We start from the raw sequence: 23346 nt of genomic DNA, 5'->3' as shown, positions 1-23346 counted from the left end.
GTTCTTTTGTTATAATAACTTTTTTTCTTTTATAAAATAACTATTAATTCTCTTTTTAAAACAAAAAAAGACCTTCTTTCTTAAAAAAAAGAGAAGGTCTTTAGTAATAAATTATATAAAACTAAAAGTTATTTAGTCCTTCTCATTAAGCTACTGGCCAACGGTTATCTAAGTTAGCATTACCTATAAGTAATTCTTCAGCAGAGAAAGTAACTGTTAATTTCATTGGAATTTCGTTGTTTACATCTAAATCTTCTTTAAAATAAACGATGTAAGCGTTTTTAAATTCCACTTCTTTCATTTTTGAATCTTCATCTGTTTTCTTAAAAACAATTTTTCCATCTACAGACTTAAATTGGCTATTTACCATTGCCTCAATTACTGATGTATCTGATGTAGACTCGATAGTTAAAGTAACTCTTCCTCCATTTACACTTGAAGATGGTTTACCTTTTGTGTCTGTGTTTCTGTTTAAGCTGTACTCAGCTTCTAATACATCGAATTCTTTTCCTGCGAATTCGAAACTTGCTCTAAATGATCCCATAGTTTCTTTTTTTTGGGGTTAATAATTAAAATACTTTTTAGAGCTTTCTCCCAAAAAAAAAGAGAAAGCTTTAAACAATATAAAACCTTCTCTTTTTTTATTTTTTGGCGCCATTCTATAAGAAGAAAGAAGATAACAAATATTGCCTTATGTGGTGTAAATATATATTATAGTTTTCTTATGCACAAGCTTTTACACAAAAAAATCATTACTTTCTTAAAGTTTTTTTAAAAAAAACTCCAACAACCTTTCTTATCAATACTTTCAGCTTAAAACCATGTGTATTTTAAAGTAAGTGATATTACATCATATTTTTTTCATCATCTGGCGGGAGAAATCCTTCTGTTTTTTCATTGGTATGCATGTATACAATTTTACCATTGGAAAGGTAAATTCATACCATTTGTTAGCTCGTTCTTTAAGTACAGTACTATTTTTATACAGTCCATTTAAATATTCTTCCATTTGTTCTTCTTTGGTTCGCCCACAAGCTGTAAGCACCAACAACATACAAAACAAATAAACACTATATAAAAATGTTTTTTGCATTACCTTATAATTTCTAATTTGTTACTTCCTTGACTTTAAAAATTACTTTTTAGATTTAATGGATAATATCTTTAACTTTTCATCAATTATAACTTCTCCTCTACCTCCTTCTTTAGTTTCTATCTCTAAATAAAAACGAGTATTTTTTTTATCTTCTTCACCTTCCCTAAAAGAACGATACCTATATAAATCTCTGACTGACAATACGTTAAACCCCGATAAACAACGTTTAAAGTCTAAATCATAAATCTCAAACAAATTACTCTTCTTATTGTAAGCAGCTATAAAAGTATCATAAACATGAATGGAATACGTAAAGGGTAGAATTGTTTTTTCCCTATTCTTTACAACACCTTCACCACTATCTTTTTTAAAGATATCGTAAATGTCATTTATACTTTCTATATACTCTCCGAAACCGGGCGTGTATAATAGTTTTTTACTCTTTATATCTAACCAAAAAAGACTGTCATTTTCTTCATTTCTATCAAATTTTAAAAAATATTTATTCCCACTTTGTATGATAGTTTGCTCAGTATTTAAGTCAATATCTTTAATAATAATTCCCCCTCTTTCATTTGTAATTCCCATCTCTTTTATACTATCGTTAGAAACCCCGAATAAAGTATATGTATTTTCAAAACTGTAATATGCATCATCCTCATGATGAATGACTTCTTCTGTAAGATACTCTTTATATTCATCTGCAAAGAATAACTCTACATCTTTAATGTTATCTGAGAAATTAACTATGTAAGATTGATTTTGAATTGTAAAAAGATGTTCAAAACCTTCCATAAAGTCAAAAATCATAAGTAATGACTTCTCTTTTTCTTTTAACTTATTTAACTCTTTTAGATGAAGTTTAAAGGAATACATTTCTTTAACAGCTCTAAACTGTCTATCTGTTATTTTTTTGATAAGGATATCAATTTTTTCTTCATTATTTTCCTTTAAAATTTCATTACAAATATTTTCCAAAGCATTTAACTCATTTTTTATTGAAGGAGTAATTATATATTCCGGAAAAGAGCTTTTATTTATTGGATTCATTCTTTTTCCTTCCTTATTAAGTGCTTGTATAGCAAGAAAATCTTTGTATGTATCAATAGGAATAATTAATGTGACTTCATTTTCTTTTAACTCATCAATTTGTACATCATACTTATTTGTAACATTTTCTAATACATTTATAGAAGCTGTTTTTATTGGTAATTTTATCTTAGCAGATATTAAAACACTATCTATTCTGATTAGTTTGTTATTTCTTTGAGTACTCTCAGTATTTTGGTAATAATATTTTTTATTTTCAATAATAACATTATCGTCTATAAATTCTACTGTTTTTTCATTATATTTTTCTTTAAGATCTCCCGTATAAGCAGAAAAATCTATATCTGTGTTATTAATGTAATTCTGTTCAAAGAACAATTCTTTAAAATAACCTTGGAAACTACTATCCATTTTCTGGACATTATCCGATTCTAATGTAAATTTTTCAGCTGATTTTTCAGTTTGCCGTTCATTAACTGCTCCTATAAAACCACCTGTAATTTTTAAAGAACTGAAATTTATTAGTTCATTTATAAGAACTGTATCTTTAGCAATAGTCTTTTTTACATTATTAATTGACTTTTGCTGTAAAGATTTTGTATAACTGTTTAAAGATTTAAACTCTTCTATTTTCTTTTGCCCACAAGCCGTAATTACCAACAACATACAAAACAAATAAACACTATATAAAAACGCTTTGTGCATTACCTTATAATTTCTAATTTATTGCTTCCCTTGGGTTTGTGTAGGTAGACAAAATAATAATACCTGTATTTAATGAATTCACCATCTTCTTTTGACTCAATTCCAAACGAAAAAGCTGAACTCCCTCTTGATTCTTTACTCTTTAAACTAACCATTCTACCATCACCTCCAAAGATTATCTCATATGGGTCTAGAGGTTCTTTCTTTTTAAACTTAGAATCAAAAATTTCTTTTAGTTCTTCTATTCTTCCTTTTGTACTAGATTCTTTTATATCATTATAACTAACTGATTTTACATACTCTACCTCTCTTTTTTTTATTAGTTTGACCCATTTCTCTTCATCTCTTTGATCTACTATATTTGAAAGCTCATTATAGAAAGCTACTACTTCTTTTTCTAATTGTTTTTGATCCATTTTAGTTAAATCTTGTGATTCACTCCAGCCAGTAACTTCGTAAGGAACTTCTGCATAAAACGTAAAAGTATGTTCGTAATAAGGCAACCCTTCTATTTTAATATCATTCTTGCTTCTAGTACTTGCCTCTGGAATTTTAAATGTCACTACTTTTTCATCGCTGTCTTCTACCTGTATATCGTATTTTTCTATTTTTACTTCCATTCTTGCATTCTTGGTAAACGTGTCAAACCTTTCTACCTCAGTTTGCCCTAATGGATATAGCTTTACAGTAACTTCCTGTATACCGCTTTTTAAAATAGCATCGTTAATACAGGTAGTATGCCCCATTAAACCAGTTTGTTCATAATGACTAAATACTGCTCTACCATTTACATACAATTCATAAAAACAACCACTTTGGTTAGCTTCTATAAAATATTGAGGCATGCTTTTGTATTGTAAAGGCTGTATGTTGCTGTATAGTTTGTCTATGGGTCTCATTTCTTTTGTTTGCCCACAAGCTGTAAACACCAACAACATACAAAACAAATAAACACTATATAAAAACGCTTTGTGCATTACCTTATAATTTCTAATTTATTGCTTCCTTTTGGTTTGTGTAGGTAGATATATCTAGAAGATCTAGTTTTTTTTAATTTCCCGTCTCTAATTTTGTTAACTCCAAAAGAAAAAGCAGCTCTACCTGTTCTTTCAATACTTTTTAAAGCTACAATTCTCCCTTTTCCTCCAAAAATCATTTTATATTTATCTAAAGGAACTTTTCTTTTAAAACTAGAATCAAAAATCTGTTTGAAACTTCTAATTCTATCCTTAATATTTTCCTCATTAACATCATTATACGCTTCAGATTTTAAAAATTCTAATTCTCTGTTTTTAACTAAGTCTACCCATTTAGCTTCGTCTTGATTATAAATAACATCTGATAGGTTGTTGTGAAAAGCTACTACTTCTTTTTCTAATTGTTTTTGATCCATTTTAGTTAAATCTTGCGACTCACTCCAACCTGTTACTTCATAAGGAACTTCTGCATAAAACGTAAAGGTATGCTCATAATAAGGTAAACCCTCTATTTTAATATCATTCTTACCTCTTGTACTTGCCTCTGGAATTTTAAATGTTACTACTTTTTCATCGCTGTCTTCTACCTGTACATCGTATTTTTCTATTTTTACTTCTATTCTTGCATTCTTGGTAAACGTGTCAAACCTTTTTACTTTTGTTTGTCCTAAAGGGTATAACTTTACGGTAACTTCTTGTTCTCCACTTTTTAAAATGGCATCGTTAATACAGGTAGTATGTCCCATTAAACCAGTTTGTTCAAAATGTTCAAACACCAATCTTCCATTTACATACAATTCATAAAAACAACCACTTTGGTTCGCTTCTATAAAATATTGAGGCATGCTTTTGTATTGTAAAGGCTGTATATTGCTGTATAGTTTGTCTATGGGTCTCATTTCTGTTACTTGTTTTTTTTCTTTTGTAGTGTTGGTTTGCGCACAAGCAGTAAGTATAACTGCTAACAATGCTGTAATTAAGTGAGTAGTTTTATTTGTTTTCATATTCAAATTGTTTTTTTGATTCAAAGAGTTCAAAAATATAGTTCCTACCTAAAGAGGCATTTGAAGGGTTCAATAAGGTAAAAGGTACTGGTTGGTCATCCTCATTAGAATCAAAAAAGTCATCGTCTTTTCCTATTTTTACTTCTACGTTTTGCTTATACGTTCCTTTCAATCCCCCAAAATATACCACTTTTTCCATATAAGGCCCTCTTCCTTTAGTATAACCTACTTTTTCCACGAGACCGATGCTACTATTCAATTTTAACTCTCCTTCAATACTGGCTTCTACTTCAACAGGCTCAAAAAACCAAAGTGTTTTAAACTCTTTCTTGTATTTTAAACGAGCTTTTGCCTCAATACTTATATTAATAATTCCGTCAGATTTAATTATATCACCCTCACGTAATACCGTATTGTATTCATTTTCTTGCTTCGCTGCATTTTTATTTAAGGTAAATTTCTCAGTATGGGTGTTGTAACTTATATTTATATCATAAACTACCCTACCTTCTGCTTTGGCTATTAATTCAAACTTTCCATTGGTTTTTTCTTCCATCTTTTTTACAAACTCTTTTAAAGGGCTTTTTAAAGAATCGGAATCTATTTTGTATTCAGTATTTAAAGCTAACAAAGGGTCAGCTTTAAAGGTTAAATCAAAAATAGTTGCATACGCTCCCTTTGGTTGCATTTCTTTTCTTAAGGCAGCGTTCATGGTTATTTTAGGGGTATCTAAAGTAAGGTTGTATTTATCTAAAGTTTTATTAAACTTGCCTTTAATCCTTTTTATTTTTTTTGCAACTTTTTGCGCTTTTTGTAACCCAGGAGCGACTTTACCTCTTGTTAAGTATATCATTAATACATCTATAGCCAAGGTAAGTAGTACTACTCTAATTATTTGAAAATGTAAGTAGGCTTTGTAAGGTTGTATTTCGGCATAATTAATGAGCGAACCTACTTGGTTTTCTCCGTCGGGTATATCGTATCTTGCATGAAAACCAAGGTGCATATATGTTTGACTCTCTTCTACAAAATCATTTACAACTTTTTCTAGCTCTGTGATGGCTGTTTTTAAATTGTTGTTTGTAGATAATACGTTAAAAAGAGGTTTTACAAGGTTAAGTGTTGTTTGCACACCACTTGCTAAAACAGACATATAAGTGGCATCTCCTTTTACTAATGGAAGCTCAATGTTATCGTGATATAAAATATCTTTATCTTCTACATCAAAAGCCAAGTGTGCTGCCCATATTACATCTGGGTGTACGTTAAACCAAATGGTACGTTTATATCTACAACTATTTACACTTATATAAAACTCGGCAGGGTTTGTATATTGAAACATGTGCATGAAAAGGTACCTCCATAAAAATTTACTTTCACTAGAAGCGTCGTAGGGGTATGCTGCTTTAAATTTTAGTGCTTGGTCGGTTTTATCTATGGTTTTATGGTAGGGTTGTACTCTTGGTAACGATTTAATATCGGTTAGGGCATTCCATATACCATCATCGTCTGCAAAGGTGTATTCTTGTATTTCTTTTAAATTAAATACATTTTCGGCATGTTTATCTTCTTCATTTATTTCTGGGCAATTGGCTACATTTGCATCTGTTTGTATGGTAACTTCTCTTATATTGTTTTTATTACCTAATACTAGACTGTAAATTGGGGTTGTTCCTCTATCATCTGTTAATAGCGCCCCATCCTTAGATTCTTTTAAAAATGTTTTTGGTTCAAAACCATCACAGGAAACGGTAAGTTCTGTATAATTACATTCTTGCTCATATAACTGTGTTATTAATGGCGGTTGCCATACTTTTACAATATTAGGGTTGGTTACATAGTCTTTTTCATTTACTGTTGCACTAAAATCGCTTTTGTAATTTACCGTAAGGGTTACCTCGCGTTTTATTGTTGGGTAATTATTAGTTATAGCATGTTTAGATACTGGTGTAAAAATAAACACCATTGTGTACTCTTGTAAAGAGTCTTCAGAATCTTTTGCTTCTTTATGATTGGTTTTACCTGCCCAACTTAAATTAACTACATGCTCATCTATAAGTGAAACATTATAATCTAAAGAAGGGTTATGCTCGTCTTTGGGTATACTTATATCTATTAAAGTACTATAACCTTTTGTCATAGACTCTCCTTTATAAAACACCTCTTTGGTTAGTTTGTAATCTTCACTTAAAACATTGTGTAAATGCATGTGTATGTCTAAGACATCACCATATATTAACTCTTGCTCAACTGAGTCGCAATTATCCTTTTTAACAGGGTTGCTACGAACTATTTTTTCTGGTAATGTTCTTCTTTCTACTAAAAGTGACAGTACCTGAGGTTTATCTACCGCTAAAATAAAGGCTCCTTGTTCTTTAAATTCAGGCGTATAATTAATCCCTTCTAACCAAATACCTTTACCTAATGTTCTTTGAACATATTTTAAATTACCAAAAAAGACTCCTTCTCTTTTTTCTGTATGGCTTTGGTATGGATTTGTAGCTAAATATGCACTTTTTACAAAACCCGTACTTTTTAGGGTATAGATATGAAAATCAGGATTTAAAACCTCTTCTCCATCTTTATTTAGGACATACCTTTTTCCATATTTAGTTCCTTTATTTAACTCATTTAATAGTACATGTAGTTCTTTTTGATTTTTTGGAGCACTTTTAAAAGTTCTGTATTTTCTAGTTTTAAACTTGTTGTGTGATTGTGCAATCCAGTATACATTTTCTTTTGTTTCTTTTACATTTTTAGCTTTTAAAACTTTTAAATGGAAATTTACTCCTTTATTAAGAGGTATTTCAAAAACTTTTAAATCTCTATATACTCTCTCGGTAACAACATCTTTATCTTGTTCGTCTACAACAATTATTTTTTTAGCCATAATGCAGGTTATTTAATTTCTAATAAATCAGTATCATCAGTGTCTTCTATCGCTTGCTTTGGGTTTGCAAGTGGATTCATTTGACTATGCACTGCTGTATTTGTCTGTGCGGCTTGACTTTCTGATGGCGCTCCTACCTGTCCGTGAAAAGTAAACTCTATACATGGTGCTCCTGCAATAGCACAAATAGCTTTACTTTTTTCTGTTAATATTTTTCCTTGGTTACTTAATGTTACCTTTTCATAAAAGTCTTGCCACTGTGTTACGTTTGGCATGCAAGGTAAATAACTACTTCCAGAGGGTTGTAGTTTACACTGTCCAAAAGTTTTTGCTTCAAAGGGTTGCCCTATATCCATAGTAGAACCTACCATTTTTTGAGAACCACTAGACTCGTTTATATAATGTTTATGCGTACTTACTACTGCAAAGGTGTCGGGTGTAAAACCATGTGCACATTTACACATAGCACCATTGCAAATTACTGCTACATCACTCATAATAATTTTTTTTAAATTTTAAATAGGCTGCTAAACCAATTTTCTTTTTTCTGTTTCTTTTGTTTTCCTTCTATAGCTTTACCTTTTTTATAGTTAAAGCTTATATTTTCTTTTCGCTCTTTAAGCTGAACTATGCTACAATTTATTTCACTATCTAACTCTTTGTTGTAAAACATTTCTATACGCAAAGGTATAAGAGTTTGTTTTTCTACTAAATGATGTAACAACAAGGTATTACCTTTTTCATCTGAGCCTTTAAAAGTTACATCGTGTATATTTTCTGCTTTTTTAAGCGTTTGCTCTCCCACAAAAAAGTTTTCGGGTTGATATGGGTGTATAGGTATGTTTACTTGATAGTTATCTTGTATTGGTTTATGTTGATATGCTACTGGTAAGCCATAGAAAAATAGTGCATATAAAAAGTCACTTTTTAAACGCTCTGTAAATATACTTTCATTACTTACCGATTTTTTAATTTCAGCAAAATAAGCATCTGTTACTTCACCAGTAAATTCTCTTTGAATATTTGGTAGTTGCTTGTTAAAACGCTCTTGTATTTCTTTAAAATTAAAAAGCTTATAGTTGAAGCCAAATTTAGAAATATGTAATTGTAATGGATACATAAGTGCTGCACAACGTAATGCTAAAACATCTAATATTTCTTTTGGTTCTTCCTTATTAAGAAAGAACTGTTTTCTGTTAATATGAACTATGTAGTCTTTTTGATTATAAGCCTGATAAGCAATATCAAATATATAATTGATAGTAATTTGTTCTTTTAAAAAAGTACAGGTAACACCATAACTATTCTTAACACCATGATTTACATGATCGTATACACCAAAACTCATACTTTGCTATTTAAAAACAATACCTTCTTTCCCTGTTTCATTTACTAGGGTTTTAGATAAACTGTTTATGTTTTTAGCCTTTATAGAAATATCATTTTTAGTAGAAAGTATAATTTTCCCTTTGGCTATTTTTATAATAGTATTTTTCTCTTTCATGTTTAAAAAAGGTTGCTTTGTTTTCCGCTACTATTATTAATTTTTTGTTCTGCTTGCTTATTTATGTTGCCACTAGCTAAGAGGTCTATTTCTTTTCCTGCTTCTTGTATTATTTGCTCTGCTTCGTTCTTTATTTCTTCATCTGCTATTTGAATTATATTGGTAGCTTTAAGCTTGTGATTTCCTGAAATATTTTCTCTTTTGTCTTTACCAGTGGTAATATTTAAATTTTCTCTTACCACAATGTCTAAGTTTTTAGACATAAAAGTCATGTTTTCATTTGCGGAAATAACTATGGAACTTTCGTGAGTGTTTAATTGTATTATGTTACTGTTCTTATCGGTAATCGTAATACTCTCTTTTCCCACTGTATCATTTAACTCTATGATGTGACCGCCACGAGTGACAATACTTTTTACAACGTTGTTTTCACCTCCTCCGGCTCCATTTTTACCTGTAAACATGCTTCCCATTACAAAAGGACGATTAGGGTCGTTATGTTCAAACCCTACCATTACCTGATCTCCTACTTCTGGAATAAATACAAATCCTCTATTGGTTTTAGTAAGTTCACTGCTCCCTGCATCTGGAGTCATTACACGAATAAAATCTGTTTTTGCTCCAATAGCTTCTTGCCAGTAAAACTGAACTTGTACACGTCCTTTACTTTCTGGGTCTTTATTACTTACTACCTTAGCTACTTGATTATTAGCTATAGCTGGTGCTATATTTTCGTTTAGTGGTAAACTTTTTGTGCTTGCTGGAATGGCTTCAAAGGTGTTATGATATGCTCCTCCAACATCAGCATAGTGACTTATTTGAGTTATAATATATTCTCCATACTGTTTTACAGTATACTTTCCTTCGTCATACTTTGCTGCACTAACTTTTATTATAGTCCCTAAGCAAAGTCCTTTTCTTCCTCCACTTGCCTTAAGTATATTACCTCCTGCACTTACCCCTTGTAAACGCTTTTGTAAGTACTCATCTAATGATGATTTATCTTGTAAAAACACATCACTTACTCCAAAGTCTTTTACTTCTTTATAAACTTGTTCTGATGCTTTTAGTGCTGTATTGGCTAAATCGTTTAACCCTTCATTATTTGCTTTTAAATCTCCTTCAAAAAACTGATCATTTAACGAATCGTAACTATAAGTCGCTAAAGTAGGATTATATGTTTTGGTTTTTATTTGTAGTTCTTTTAAATCTTTACTGTATTCTAGCTCTATTGGTTTTTGACCTTCAGATTCAGGCTTTCCAAAAATAACGTCTACTCCGTCAAAGTAAAACCATTCATTATATTGATATGCTAACCGTTGAAGATATTTATAATCGCTCTCTGCATATTGACATTGATAAGGGATTATTGTAGTATAAGCTGGACTAATCTTACTTTTAATAGCAGTAGCATCTAGGGTTTCTGAAACAATACTTCCTAAGTCTTTTTCTAACCAAGATTTTTGTTGTTTTCCATTTTCTAACAAAACAGTTTGAGACAATCCTTTAAGTATTAATTCGCCATGTAATCCTACTTCATCATGACGCATTGATACATCTAACACAACTCCTACAAAAGCTTTACCTGAAACATTGGTGGTAAGTTGTTTACCTAACCATTCTTTTGATTTATCTAGTGTGTAGCTTCCTGCTTCTTCTACCGTTTCTATATCTACTACAACTTCAAAAGTATGATGCTTGTATAAAAATTGGTTAATTGTAATTGTTTTATAGCTCTTTACAAAGTTACCGTCGATGGTAATTTGCTTATCTAAAGCTTCTTCTTTTATCTTATGCATTGTAATTTTCTTTTTTCTTAATGACAATTATATACGAAAATAACTATCACCGCTTTTTTTTGAACAAAAAAAGACCTTCTTTTTTTTAAAAAAAGAGAAGGTCTTTAATAATAAATTATATAAAACTAAAAGTTATTTAGTCCTTCTCATTAAGCTACTGGCCAACGGTTATCTAAGTTAGCATTACCAATAAGTAACTCTTCAGCAGAGAAAGTAACTGTTAATTTCATTGGAATTTCGTTGTTTACATCTAAATCTTCTTTAAAATAAACGATGTAAGCGTTTTTGAATTCCACTTCTTTCATTTTTGAATCTTCATCAGTTTTCTTGAAAACAATTTTTCCATCAACAGACTTAAATTGGCTATTTACCATTGCTTCGATAACAGAAGTATCTGATGTAGATTCGATAGTTAAAGTAACTCTTCCTCCATTTACACTTGAAGATGGTTTACCTTTTGTATCAGTGTTTCTGTTTAAGCTGTACTCAGCTTGTAATACGTCGAATTCTTTTCCTGCGAATTCGAAACTTGCTCTAAATGATCCCATAGTTTCTTTTTTTTGGGTTAAATAATTAAAATACTTTTTAGAGCTTTCTCCATAAAAAAAGAGAAAGCTTTAAACAATATAAAACCTTCTCTTTTTTTATTTTTTGGCGCCATTCTATAAGAAGAAAGAAGATAACAAATATTGCCTTATGTGGTGTAAATGTATATTATAGTTTTTTTACTTCCAAATTTCTATGTAAAAAAATTGTTACTTTTTTAAAATTATTTTTCAAGAAAACTTAATAATCTTAGCTGAACAAAGACTACTACTAGTCAAGTTAACTTTTATGATCTTAAAAAATTTATTGTGTCTTTAAAAAGTGTTTTATTTTAAACCCCATATTTTCATACAAAGTAATAAGCTCGTCTTTATCATTATAATCTTTAATGTCTTTTACTTTCCAACTAACTTTTTCTTTTGTGGCTTCATCAACAAGGTTAAATAAATGCATCATTGCAACTTCTTCAAGTCCTTTTTCTTTTCCATTTCTATCTTGCAAAAAAACCTCTTTACTTCTAATTTTATCCCACATCTTCACCCATAACCCAGATTCTTTAACTGAAGACATGTTCATAGTGTCAATATCAAAAACTTCTATTTCATTTTCTTTAGAATTTATTGCTACTAATACTGCAACCCCTTTATTAGTTGTTTCTATTACACATTTTGCTCCATCTCCTACACGCTCATCTAATAAATACTTAACTTTTTTTAAACGGGTTCTTTCTAGCTCTATCCCTTGTTCTCTCTTTCTTAACTCTTTTAATTTTTTTCTAAATATCAGTTTAAAAATCATATCTATAAATTTAATTGAAAAACTGCTACTAACACGTTTATAGTTATAAGAAGAAAGAATTATTTTTTTTAAAAAAATGGCTACTACTATAATTTTATAATAGTCCTTTTTCTTCTTCAAAACATTAAGAATGTTAGATTTATTCTTCTTTTTAGCAGTTAAGCAAAAGTAGTAAGTTTTTTATATTGACTGACAGTTATTACTAATAATATATATAAAATTAAAGACGTTAAAGTTTAGTTGCTAATTACAATGGTTCATCTCAGCAAAAACTAATCTTGCAGTATTGTTACCTCAGATTTTTTTAATACCTAGAGGTTGAAAATTTATATCTAACTCAAAATTATAAATCGGAACTTCTTATGTTTTAGTTATAAATAATCTTATTTTTTTATTTTCTTAAAATAACCTTGGGTATCTATTTTATACTTATTTGTATATATTACTCTTTCAATTTCTTTTTTTTCTTCTATATCGTAACAAGATTGTTCATCAATGGTTGTAATTGTATAATCTTTATCAATTTCAAAGCTCCTATCCCATCCACATTCATAATTCTTTCCTCCTACAACAATCAGTTTATCAACAGTTTTGTTATTACTGTTTATAGTTTGTAACTCAAAATACGGCAGATAATAATCTTGTTCTTTATTTGAATAAATAAATAAAAGCACTTTATACTTATTTTTATCTGGAAACCTCTTATAAAAATATCCTTTTCCTTTATAAGGATAACTATCTTCCTCTTTAGCGTATAAATCCTCTTTTAATTTAAACTCAGTTTTATCAGAAAACAAAAAATTCAACTCCGATTTCTCACTTATTTCATTTTTCTGCTTTAAGCTATCAGTAAGAGCAAATAAAAAATCATTATTATAGTCATACGAATACGTATAAGGTAACTTTTTAATAGAAACAGTATCCCAGCTAAATGCTTGTATACTTTCTACTACAGGAACTTCAACAAGCTTTTTTTCGTTATCCTTAGACATTTTACAACTTATTAAAAACAAAATAGATGTAAAAAATATTATTAAATTGTAGGCTTCGTTTTTTGTCATTTTTTTAGCCTCTATTACCATATATCTTCATCTCAATTAGCACTATTAAACCTAATAATTCTTATAATCAAAATTTCCGCTGCCCAAATAATTACATTAATAGATATGTTTCAATTAATTTGAAAGCCTTAAACTTAGCTAAGAGAATTTAACTTTTTTATATTCTGGAAAGATATAACTAACTTATTCTTTCTAAAACTTGACTTGGTATTTTACTTTCTTTGTTTTTAGCTTTCATTTGTTCAATATAAATTTTATATGCTTGTTTAGCTTCCTCTTTTTTACCTAAGCCCCAATATGCATCTCCTAAATTAAGATATGCAACTGTCCTGTTTGGAAACTCTTTTATGATTACTTCAAGAATATAAACGGCTTCTTCATATAAACCCGATTGCTCAAGAAAATAAGCTTTGTCATTAAAAAAAACTAAATTATCTTCATTTACTTTGAGTTGTTTTATAAGGTTAATGTATTTAAAACTACAGTAAGGGATTCGCTCATAGTAGTTCATACTGTTTCCATAGTTTTGAATTAAAATAGTGTCTCTATGACAAGAGCCATTAAATTCATTTGAAAAACTCACTTCCTTCTCTTTAGCTTTTAAAAATAATTCTCCTTTTTTTTCTACTTTCGAACCTTTAAAAAAGGTATATAAATATTTTTCTTCCTCTTTATCTATCTTTAACCAAAAGTCACAATCTCCACTAAACTCATCTGGGAAGTATATCCCCTCTAACAAGTAGTCCTTGATTACCTCTTTTTTATTTTTAGAAGCAAACTCATTTTTCAATGTTTTACTTTCTTTATTCCTTTCTTTTTTACATTGAATTAAAATGATCGAAAAAACGAATAATACAATTAATATTTGTTTATTTTTCATTTTTTAAAGCTTTTATACGTAACTCTGCTGCTTCTCTTACTTTTACATAATATTTTTTATTCTCCCCTCCTCCAGTACTTTTTTTAATTGAAGAAAAATTAGAGATTGATTTTATCCCATACCAATTTTTTTAGAATAACTGGAGTCAGTCAACTCAATAAACCTTTCATACCCCTCTAATGATTTCGTTTTATCTTTAGTACATCCTGATTTAGATAAATCTGGGTCATGCCATAACCCCCAAGCAAATGAAGCTCTTTTATCATTATAAGCTTCACTCTCATTAAATTTATAATCTGTAGTATCGCTTTTTTTATTTGAACAAGAATTATATAACTCCTTAAAACCTTTTTTTACATATTTTAACCTATCATTATATCCATTAACCCCCCCATTAATAAGCCTTGTAATAAATATAAAATCATTATTATCAGCTTCATCATTTAACTTTGCTTTTTGTCCCCAAAACCAACCTGCTGATTTAGCTGCATGAGGGTCTTCTTCTAACTTTTCCTTATTTTTTTGGGATGACGTAAAGTCTTCATCAACAAATTCTCCATAAGCTTCATAGTTTGACTTGAAAGTCAACTGAATCAAACCTCTACCTTTAAATCCTCCATAATCTGTTTCACTTGCTCCTATTTCTTCAGTATACCTAAAGCTGCCTGATTCATGAATCAACTGTGCTAAATAATGAATTTTACGAAGACACGTATTGATTCCATTATCTTTAAAAGACTCATTAATTCCTTTTATATGCTCTTCTATATTTGCATCTGTAGCACTAGTCGCTATATTTTTTATTTGCTCCTTAGTTAAATCCGACTTACAACAATCATTTCCCTTTAACTCAAACCACTTGCCGTCTATATCTAACCAACGGTTAGGTGTTGTGCGTTGGTCTGGTTCTCCATCTTTATCTGGATTCGTTCCATTATATACTACTTTTATACCATTAGGAGTATGGGCATCAATTAATAGACACATAAACGCCTTTTTATCCTTAAGCTTATCTAACTCTTCTTTTTCTCTTTTGGTATCTTTACCTCCTAACGTAACTTTAAATATTGCCCAATCTTTAAAATCATCTTTATTTGTAATTTTACTATCTTTTGCATATGCTCCTACAAGTGCTTCAGCTATTGTATTTGTACCTTTCTCATGCCGTAACATTAAACCTTTTTCTTCAGTTTCTAACTTCATTTCCTCATCCTTTCCTTGTTTAACATTCAACCAAACTTTTTTATTTGCTAAGTTTGATGTTTTTACAACTATATAAACTTCATCGCCTAAATTTGCTGACTTTAAACTCTTAAAAGTCACTTTATCTCCTATTTTTTCTTTTTTAGGTTGTGAACCAATGTTTAGAGTTTTTCCTACATAAATGGTATCGCTTGTTAAGCCATTGTCTGCTTTTATTTTTGCTACTGTAGTATTGTGTTTTTTTGCTATTTTACTTAATGTATCTCCTGAAACTATTTTATACTTAACTGGTTCTTTTTTATCACTTTTTTTATACGAAACAATTAAACAATAATTTTTCTACTTATCCTTCAAACTCCCCACAATCATGAATCTCTAGCTTTTTTAAGTCCCTTTTAATTATATAAAATTTATTGATTTGAAAGTTATCTATTTCTTGGAAACTTGCATCTAACTGAACACTATAAATAGGGACTTCTTCTACTTTAGTTATAAATAATTTTACTTTTTGGTTTTCTTGAATAAAGAGTATTTCATAAGTTTTTTCTTTTTTAACTATACTCTCTATCTTAAAAACCCTTTTCTCCGAATCTTCACAAACATTAGTTAAGGTTACTTCCTTATGATTAAATTTAACATTAGCTATATCACATGAATAACATGCTCCAGAAACATCATACGTATATCTTTTCAACACTTCTTTCTCTTCTTCATTAAAAGATAGTCCTATCATATCTTCTTCCAAAACCTCTTTAACATTAAACTCTAGTGTTTTTTGGCTTTCTACTTTTGTTAAAGTATCTTTTTCTGTATTACTTTTATGATTATCTTCCTCAACATTTACTGATTCTACCTCATTTTTTTCTTCTACTATATCAGTATCCCGTTTTATTGCTGTTTTGCAACTAAAAAAAAGAAATAGAATTATTATTACTTTAGTATATTTCATATTAACGTTTATAATACACAAAGTCCTAACTACTTTCACACCTAATCAGAAACTTCTACTTTTGCTTCTTTCTCATGAAACGTTCCATTAACCTTTATGCTTATTTCTCTTCTTATAAATATAGATTCATCTTCTATTGAATTATAACTATAAACAATAATATTGTCAGAGTTTATTGTAAAACATTCGTGATAAGAAACATCTTCTAACCCTATTCCAGATGTAACCAATCTTACTCTATCGATTAATTTATTCTGGATATTATTATAAGTAAGTAGTTCTAAATTGTAACCTATGGCACTAGTATCTCCTTCTTTAGTTTCATCAAATATTTTATTCAATAATATAAAAAAATCTATCTCTTTATAATTAGATTTTACTCTTGCATATAAATAGTTCTCTGAAAAAAAAGTTTTTTTGATATCTTCATCTTTATTTTCTAGCAAAAAATAATAATAAGATGGTTGATAGTTTTTAGTTAAACTATTAATTTTTTTTACTGTCGTTTTGTATAATAATCTATCTTCATTAGGGTTTAAAATATTTAAAGTATCTGTATTTAATTTAGTATAGTACTTAATACTTTCAATAGCATTTTGTCCTTTTACAACATCTTTATCACAGTTATTTTCATAAATTTCACTCTTTATGAACTTTACTTTTTTAACAAAGTTTTTACTATTGTTTTTTATATCCTCTTTGTTTACAGTTCCTTTTTCTTCTTTTTTCTTTATATTGGTAGTACAGTGTGTTAAAGAAAGAAATGCTAGAATAAATATAATACTCTTCTTCATTATTTGTATTTTATTTTAAGTCCTTGAATATGCAAGTGATCTTTGTGGTGTTTGTCTGATTTACAGTGATTCAAATCTTTATTTTCATGTGTTTTATTTGATAAGTTTTTAATCGTTTTTCCCCAACCAAACTTATGTAAAGCATCTAAAAAAGCATTTTGCCTTTCAATATCAAGGTCTTTATTATTTACATAAATTACTGGTATTTTATTTCCTTTTGAATCTTTATCTATTTTAGCTTTTTTCTTATCCTTTCTTAAGTACTTAAAATCCATATTAAAACCATTAAAGTGACTAACACTATAAGCACCTGTACCATCTGTCGCAACTGAACCATTAGAAACAACATCTACATAATTAACCTCTGCTAACGCACCTATTAAAGTAGCAAAAGCCTCTGGATTAAAATACTCTCTTGAAGTATCTTCATATAAAGCAAAGTTTATACTTTTTGAATCAGAGTATTTAAATGCTTTCGGGCTACCTTTGAAGGGTGTAATTAGAGGGTTCCTTAAATTTCCATCTTTTTTATAATAACGAGTTCTTGCCCCTATTGTCACTTTTTTCCATTCTCCTCCTTTTTTTGTTTTCCACTCATGTCTCGTCCCATCAATCCACTTTTGAGAATCAATAACATCAAAACTCCCTAAACTATGCTTACCTCCATCTTTATCATGATAAATATAACTCACCTCTTTTATTCCTTTAAAGTCTAGCTTACTTATTTCTCCCGTATGATAAATATTTATAATGTTAAGATTTACTAACTCAAACCAATTACCATCACCATAATGCCAAAAGTTTGGGCGGTTATCAAAAATTTCCTCATATTTTACTTCAAGCCAATTTTGATTTTCAGGCTCTGCATCAACGACCATAAACAACTTTGTTTTTTTGTCAGTTGTTTTATTTAAAGCTTCTCTGTATTTTTTCTGATCTTTCTCTTCTTTAGGTGATAGTCTAACTGCATCTATTGCAAAGTTTCTAAAATCTTCGGCATTTGATATGTTCTTTTTATTTTGCTCTGTAAACCTGCTTACATACGTTTCTACAACACTAGTTTTTTTGCCATCCTGTTGTAAAACTATAGAACTACCTTTTGCTACCAAACAATCTTTTTCGGCTTGTTTTAAACTTAACTTTATACGTTTATTAGCCATATTTTCAGTTTCAACCACCATATACACCTCATCTCCTAAATTAGCATTAGCTAGTTTTGTAAACTCTATTTTTGGCAGAATTAAAGGAATATCAATACAATCTCCTTTTGTATATGATTCTTTTTTAAGTACCTCTACTATGTGAGCAACTGTTGTCTGCTGTTGCTTTTTTTGTAAACCTCCCTTAATGTTTTTATAAATAATTGTTGCTATCTTTTCCTTACGAGCTTTTGTACTTGTATTATTGCTCCCTTTGAAAGTATAACTTTCAGTTTCTCCTGTTTTCTCAGTACCTTTAATCTCTTTTTTTGCCAAATAAGCTTTTTTTACTCGTTGGGTTTTAATTTTCAGAGTATTACTTGGTTTTACGGTTAATGTTGCCATAGCTAATTAATTTTGTATTGTTTCTCTTTCTCCTTCTTGTTGAACAACTACACGTAACTTCAATTTATGTTCACTACTAGTTACCTTAAAATCTTTTATAATATCATTTTCGATAACCTTATCGTTATATATAAAATCTTTGGTGTGGTTACTCAAATCGATATCTATGGTTTGTCCTATAGCGTTTTCTGTTTTCAATACTAAGTACACTTCTTCTCCTGTATTTACTTCTGCTTGTTTGTTACCTTCAAGGTCGGTATAATAACAGGTAAAACGTGGTGTTGTATCTTCTTTAGCTTTGTATGGTGCAGTTTCTTTTATTGGTATAAAACTTTCTTGCCAGTGTTTTATATAGCGTGTGGTACTTTTTTTACTCCAGCTAGAGTTGTTAAAAAATCGGTAGTCTTGCATAGCAGGTGATATGGTTAAAGTAACCTGCATACCTGATTGATTACAAAATTTTTCGTGATAATTTATTAGAGTAGCATCTTTAAAACTGTATTCAAAGATTTCTAATCCGTCAAAATCATCTTGATAAAAAACAACTTTTCCTTCTCTTAACTGATATAAGTTAAAGGGATATGATACTTTTTTGTTTTCAGTTCTGTCTGCAATAATCCACTCTAAAAAACTATCGTCATACATTTGTGATTCAAATGTAACCGAGATGGTTCCTCCCATTAAGGCAGAGGTAGGTTTTCCGTTCCAATCAATAAGTCGATCGTAATTTAAATTTGTATTGAAAAGTTCTCGCTCTTCTCCACATACAAATAGCTTTGCTTTAACATTCATTTTTAGGCAATTTTCGGGGTTCTTCCTAACTATTAACTAGGGCAATAGTTCTAAAGGTATAAAGTACACTTCACTCTTATAACCTTCTTCTACTTTTTGCAACTTATTTTTTAAAAATAATTCCTCTAATTTATCTATTTTTTCATATTGTTGAAAATAAAATTTCTCAAAACCGTTTTTTCCTACTCTTTTTCTTGGCAGTTTATGTATTCGTAAACAATAATAACCTTCGTGATTTAGAGGGATTCCTGATTTAAAGTAAAATAGGTCGGCAATTGTTGCTTTTCTACTTAAAACATATCTATACGCTGCTTTGTTTAATATTTTTATTTGTTTTTGGTAAAGGCGTTTTATTACTCTTCGTTTTTTTCTCGTAATTGGTTTTGCCATTTGAGGAAATGTACTACGGTAATTTTCTATCAACTCTATAATTTCATCCTTATCAAAAACATATCCTTTTTTAATAATACTATCATTAAGTAATGATACTTTTTGGTATAATACTTCATGTAAGTTGTTTCTACTTAACTGAAAGAGTCGTAAACTATCTGTATTTAACTCTTTATATCTTGTTTTTATCGTAGCACTTGGCTCACTTCTTAAAACTCCTAGCTTTTTATTGAAGTAATTTAAAGAGGATATAAGTTTATCATTGGTTAAAACAGATCTTTTTAAAACAGTATCTATCGCTTTTTCTAAAGATAAAGGAGTTAAGGAACTTTCTATCCTTGGAAAAACAACTCCCCCATTAAACAAACTATTATCTGGTGCATCATACACATAGATATTATCTTCGTCTGCTGGTACTTTTTTAAGTATATTGTTTTCTACAATAATTTCATTATCTACAATAAAATTCTTGATAAATTCATTATAAAATTTCCCTGTTTTATACAAAAACTCTTTACTTCCTAATATGTAATTTTGAGATCTTACACTTTTGTTATTGTCTAATTGAGCAAAAATAATTTTAGGTGATTTTTTAGCTATTTTTTCAAAAAAAACATCTTTTTGCCTTTTAATATCATTTGTACTCTCTTTACTTGAGGCTATGATAAAGAAGTTGTTTTCAAAACGTTTTTTTTCACCTGAAAAATTATCTATTGCATAATTAACTGCCTTTGGAATAGACATTGTTTTTTCTGTGTATTCTACAGCTAAATTATTTTGATTGCTTTCTATAAAAGACTCTACAAAACTAATCCATTCTGAAAAGGAACTTGTTTTTTCTAATATCGCTGTCCCCTTTTTGTCCACTAATATTGCTGAAAAACTATATTTAGTTTCTGTAGGTTCTTGAAATAAGGTTATGTATAAACTTTGTAGAGAATTTAGTATTTTTTTTAGGTGCTCGCTTTCTTCGTTTTTAGAAATAAAGTGGAAGTTTACTACTTTAGATTCCTCTTTCATAAACTTTATTTCTTTTGTATAAAAACTGTTTCCTTTTACATTGATAAGTTTATTTTTATCATGGTTCCAAACATGTACTGGGGCTATTAGATCTTTAGTAACATCTATTTTCAAATTTTTATACCCTGTATATACATATTTTGACAATACATCTTCACCTGTAAGTTGAATTGTATCTTTATTACTAACAGCAAATAAACTATCAGTGTTATTTACAACGTACACTTGATTTTGCCCTATGCGAGAAATTAAGTTTGATGGTATCCAGCCTACTGTTTGAGAAGTTGAATCTTTTAAAATAGGCTTATCCGAAACAAATACTGCTTTTCCTTTTTCATCATACTTATAAGGATATACTATTTGATTGGATACTAACTTCTTATTAGACTTTGTTCTAAAAAAAGGATCTTTAAACACGTTTACAGAATCTACTTCCATATAAGGTTTTAAGTCAAAAAGCCTTAACGTTTTATCAGTACCTACTTTGTATTTTATTGGTTTATTGTTACAGGTTTCTATAAAAGAGTGATTATACTCTATAACATTATTTGCAGGTATCCACCCTAAATATTCTACTTGCTCTGTATCTTTAAAGTTAAACTTATCTCCATAAAACATCGAAAATAAACCTTTAGGTTTCCCTATTTGGTCTGGATTAGCTACTACTACTTCATACGAATTTTCTTTTTCATCAATCACATACAACGGAGTTAGCAATCCTTTTTTCTTAAACTTTTCTTGAATATATGGACCTTTATAAAAAGAATTGTTTTCTCTGTCTGAAAAAACCATTTTTAACGAGGCATCGTGCTTTGTTTTTACTTTTTTAAGATAGTTAAATCTATTTTCTTTTACTTCCTTTACTTTTTCATATTTTCCTATAGTTTGTGATATGACAGGAAAGGAACATAGCGACAGAAAAAAAATAAAAAGTGTTATTTTTTTTTGCATTATTATCTTAGTAAACTTTGTGTTACATTTAATCTTTTGAAACATTTAATTGTATCTATTTCAACTTTATTAATTATTATTTTGCTTCTTTTTTTATTTTCTAGATAGTGTAAACCTTGACAATAACTAAAGAAGTCATTATACCTTCCTCCATTAACAATTACAAGTATGTCTTCAGCTTGATTACATGTGTAATTGTTTTTTATATAATTTAAGTTCTTATAAAAAGTTCCCCGATCGGTAACCTTACTATCGGCTATTGCTTGAAGTCTTTTTCTAATGTCATTTTGGACAACCCCTAAAGAATCTACTTTTTCTAATTCTTCAACTTTTTCAAATCGTGGTAAGATTCTTATGTTATGATATATAGGGTATTTTAATGTATTTGTTTGAAGTTTTACTCTATAATCTCCTGGTTTACTATACCTATAAATAACCTGTTCTTCATAAGCATCAACAGTTCCTGTTTCTCCAAACTCCCAATACCAAGTATTTATTCCCTTTCCTTCGGTAAAAAACACTAATTCTTCACCTACATAACCTTCATCTACTCCATGTAATGTTACTAAAGAATCTCTTGGCGACAATTTTGGTAAGGAAACTACTCCTATTTGTTTTGATACTGTGAACTTATCGTTTATTTTAATTGACACAAGATATTTGCCTTCCTTACGATATTTATAGTCAATATTACCTCGTTTTACAATAGAATCTCCATTCCCCATGTGCCATACTACCTTTCTTCCCTCAACTAAACTGGTATCGTTTAGAAGGAAAAACAGTTTTTCTCCAACTTCAAATTGATAATTACTATTAGACTCAGATACATAAAAATCTAAGTTACTAAGTCTTGATTTGTAGGGTGCAAATATTGCTAGTATAAGTACTAATAGAGCTATAAAAATTAAAGCTGATAATTTAAATTTATTAGACATACTCTTATATTTAAATGTTAGCTTTACATTCTTCTAAATTCTCTTTCAAAACTTTATTATTTCTTTTTAAAGCATTGTATTCTTCACTCAAATCGAAAAACATTTTAAGCGTTTTTGATGATTGAACTCCAAAAATGTATCGGTTATTCATATCGTTATCTCTATAGATTTTTTTGTATAGTTGGATTTCTTTATCTAATTCATCTAGTACCTGGATTTGAATAACATCAAAAGGTATTTCCTGAATTTTTTTATGTGTTTTCTTTATTCTTTTTGTATAGTCTTCTTGAACATCAAAAATTTCTTCTGAAGCATCAATACTATTTAGTAACTCTTTACTTTCTACTACAGGTACTTTAAAAATAAATTTAGTTAGTATTATAAATACCACTGTAGAGATTATTATAAACAGAAGAGAAAATCTTATTTTTTCCCAAAAAATTTCGTGTTTATCCATA

21 protein-coding genes are annotated in these 23346 nt (G+C 29.1%); all 21 read right to left on the bottom strand.

What is annotated here, in order from left to right; genetic code table 11:
• Positions 1-145: 145 nt before the first annotated feature.
• The 21 genes from tssD (VBY68_RS15750) to tssO all read right to left on the bottom strand — a co-directional run bounded on the left by tssD (VBY68_RS15750) (position 146) and on the right by tssO (position 23345).
• Positions 146-544, bottom strand: a complete 399-nt coding sequence (tssD, locus tag VBY68_RS15750) for a type VI secretion system tube protein TssD (protein ID WP_415270266.1) — start codon at positions 542-544, stop codon at positions 146-148.
• Positions 545-1135: 591 nt separating this feature from the next.
• Positions 1136-2851: a hypothetical protein gene (locus VBY68_RS15745; RefSeq protein WP_415270265.1), complete on the bottom strand. Its 1716-nt coding sequence runs from the start codon at positions 2849-2851 to the stop codon at positions 1136-1138.
• Positions 2851-3750 (bottom strand): hypothetical protein, encoded by a 900-nt coding sequence (locus VBY68_RS15740; protein ID WP_415270264.1) that lies wholly within the window; start codon positions 3748-3750, stop codon positions 2851-2853. Before VBY68_RS15740 ends, VBY68_RS15745 begins: the two co-directional genes overlap by 1 nt.
• A gap of 77 nt (positions 3751-3827) precedes the next feature.
• Positions 3828-4832 (bottom strand): hypothetical protein, encoded by a 1005-nt coding sequence (locus VBY68_RS15735; protein WP_415270263.1) that lies wholly within the window; start codon positions 4830-4832, stop codon positions 3828-3830.
• Positions 4819-7722 (bottom strand): hypothetical protein, encoded by a 2904-nt coding sequence (locus VBY68_RS15730; protein ID WP_415270262.1) that lies wholly within the window; start codon positions 7720-7722, stop codon positions 4819-4821. The genes VBY68_RS15735 and VBY68_RS15730 overlap by 14 nt, the downstream gene beginning before the upstream one ends.
• An 8-nt stretch (positions 7723-7730) precedes the next feature.
• On the bottom strand, positions 7731-8219 hold the full coding sequence (locus VBY68_RS15725) for a DUF4280 domain-containing protein (protein ID WP_415270261.1): 489 nt from the start codon (positions 8217-8219) through the stop codon (positions 7731-7733).
• Between the two features lie 11 nt (positions 8220-8230).
• Positions 8231-9070: a hypothetical protein gene (locus tag VBY68_RS15720; protein WP_415270260.1), complete on the bottom strand. Its 840-nt coding sequence runs from the start codon at positions 9068-9070 to the stop codon at positions 8231-8233.
• Positions 9071-9076: 6 nt separating this feature from the next.
• Positions 9077-9226: a hypothetical protein gene (locus VBY68_RS15715; RefSeq protein ID WP_415270259.1), complete on the bottom strand. Its 150-nt coding sequence runs from the start codon at positions 9224-9226 to the stop codon at positions 9077-9079.
• Positions 9227-9228: 2 nt separating this feature from the next.
• Complete coding sequence (locus VBY68_RS15710; protein ID WP_415270258.1) at positions 9229-11025, bottom strand: type VI secretion system Vgr family protein; 1797 nt, start codon at positions 11023-11025, stop codon at positions 9229-9231.
• A 149-nt stretch (positions 11026-11174) separates the two neighbouring features.
• Positions 11175-11573, bottom strand: a complete 399-nt coding sequence (gene tssD / locus VBY68_RS15705; RefSeq protein WP_099215485.1) for a type VI secretion system tube protein TssD — start codon at positions 11571-11573, stop codon at positions 11175-11177.
• 301 nt (positions 11574-11874) lie between these two features.
• Complete coding sequence (locus VBY68_RS15700) at positions 11875-12489, bottom strand: hypothetical protein (protein WP_415270257.1); 615 nt, start codon at positions 12487-12489, stop codon at positions 11875-11877.
• A gap of 263 nt (positions 12490-12752) precedes the next feature.
• The gene (locus VBY68_RS15695) at positions 12753-13361 is read right to left on the bottom strand and encodes a hypothetical protein (protein ID WP_147431734.1); all 609 of its coding nucleotides are present in this window, start codon (positions 13359-13361) and stop codon (positions 12753-12755) included.
• A 247-nt stretch (positions 13362-13608) separates the two neighbouring features.
• The gene (locus VBY68_RS15690; protein ID WP_121147681.1) at positions 13609-14310 is read right to left on the bottom strand and encodes a tetratricopeptide repeat protein; all 702 of its coding nucleotides are present in this window, start codon (positions 14308-14310) and stop codon (positions 13609-13611) included.
• 111 nt (positions 14311-14421) lie between these two features.
• Positions 14422-15633, bottom strand: coding sequence for a glycoside hydrolase family 19 protein (locus VBY68_RS15685; protein WP_415270256.1), 1212 nt, complete (start codon positions 15631-15633; stop codon positions 14422-14424).
• Between the two features lie 223 nt (positions 15634-15856).
• A complete protein-coding gene (locus tag VBY68_RS15680) occupies positions 15857-16462 on the bottom strand; it encodes a hypothetical protein (RefSeq protein WP_415270255.1) in 606 nt (201 codons plus the stop codon).
• Between the two features lie 41 nt (positions 16463-16503).
• Entirely contained in the window at positions 16504-17256 is a 753-nt protein-coding gene (locus VBY68_RS15675; protein WP_415270254.1) for a hypothetical protein, read from the bottom strand.
• Entirely contained in the window at positions 17256-18800 is a 1545-nt protein-coding gene (locus VBY68_RS15670; protein WP_415270253.1) for a hypothetical protein, read from the bottom strand. Before VBY68_RS15670 ends, VBY68_RS15675 begins: the two co-directional genes overlap by 1 nt.
• Positions 18801-18806: 6 nt before the next feature.
• Positions 18807-19592 (bottom strand): type VI secretion system tube protein TssD, encoded by a 786-nt coding sequence (gene tssD / locus VBY68_RS15665; RefSeq protein ID WP_415270252.1) that lies wholly within the window; start codon positions 19590-19592, stop codon positions 18807-18809.
• Between the two features lie 36 nt (positions 19593-19628).
• Positions 19629-21953 carry a type VI secretion system protein TssR domain-containing protein gene (tssR, locus tag VBY68_RS15660; RefSeq protein WP_415270251.1) on the bottom strand — a complete coding sequence of 775 codons (2325 nt, stop codon included), beginning with the start codon at positions 21951-21953 and terminating at the stop codon, positions 19629-19631.
• A gap of 2 nt (positions 21954-21955) precedes the next feature.
• Positions 21956-22888, bottom strand: a complete 933-nt coding sequence (locus tag VBY68_RS15655) for a PKD domain-containing protein (RefSeq protein WP_415270250.1) — start codon at positions 22886-22888, stop codon at positions 21956-21958.
• A gap of 10 nt (positions 22889-22898) precedes the next feature.
• Positions 22899-23345, bottom strand: a complete 447-nt coding sequence (gene tssO, locus VBY68_RS15650) for a type VI secretion system TssO (protein ID WP_099215496.1) — start codon at positions 23343-23345, stop codon at positions 22899-22901.
• Position 23346: the final 1 nt, after the last annotated feature.

The organism is Tenacibaculum ascidiaceicola (assembly GCF_047470925.1).
GTDB lineage: Bacteria > Bacteroidota > Bacteroidia > Flavobacteriales > Flavobacteriaceae > Polaribacter > Polaribacter discolor.
This window is presented reverse-complemented; position numbering and strand designations above follow the sequence as displayed.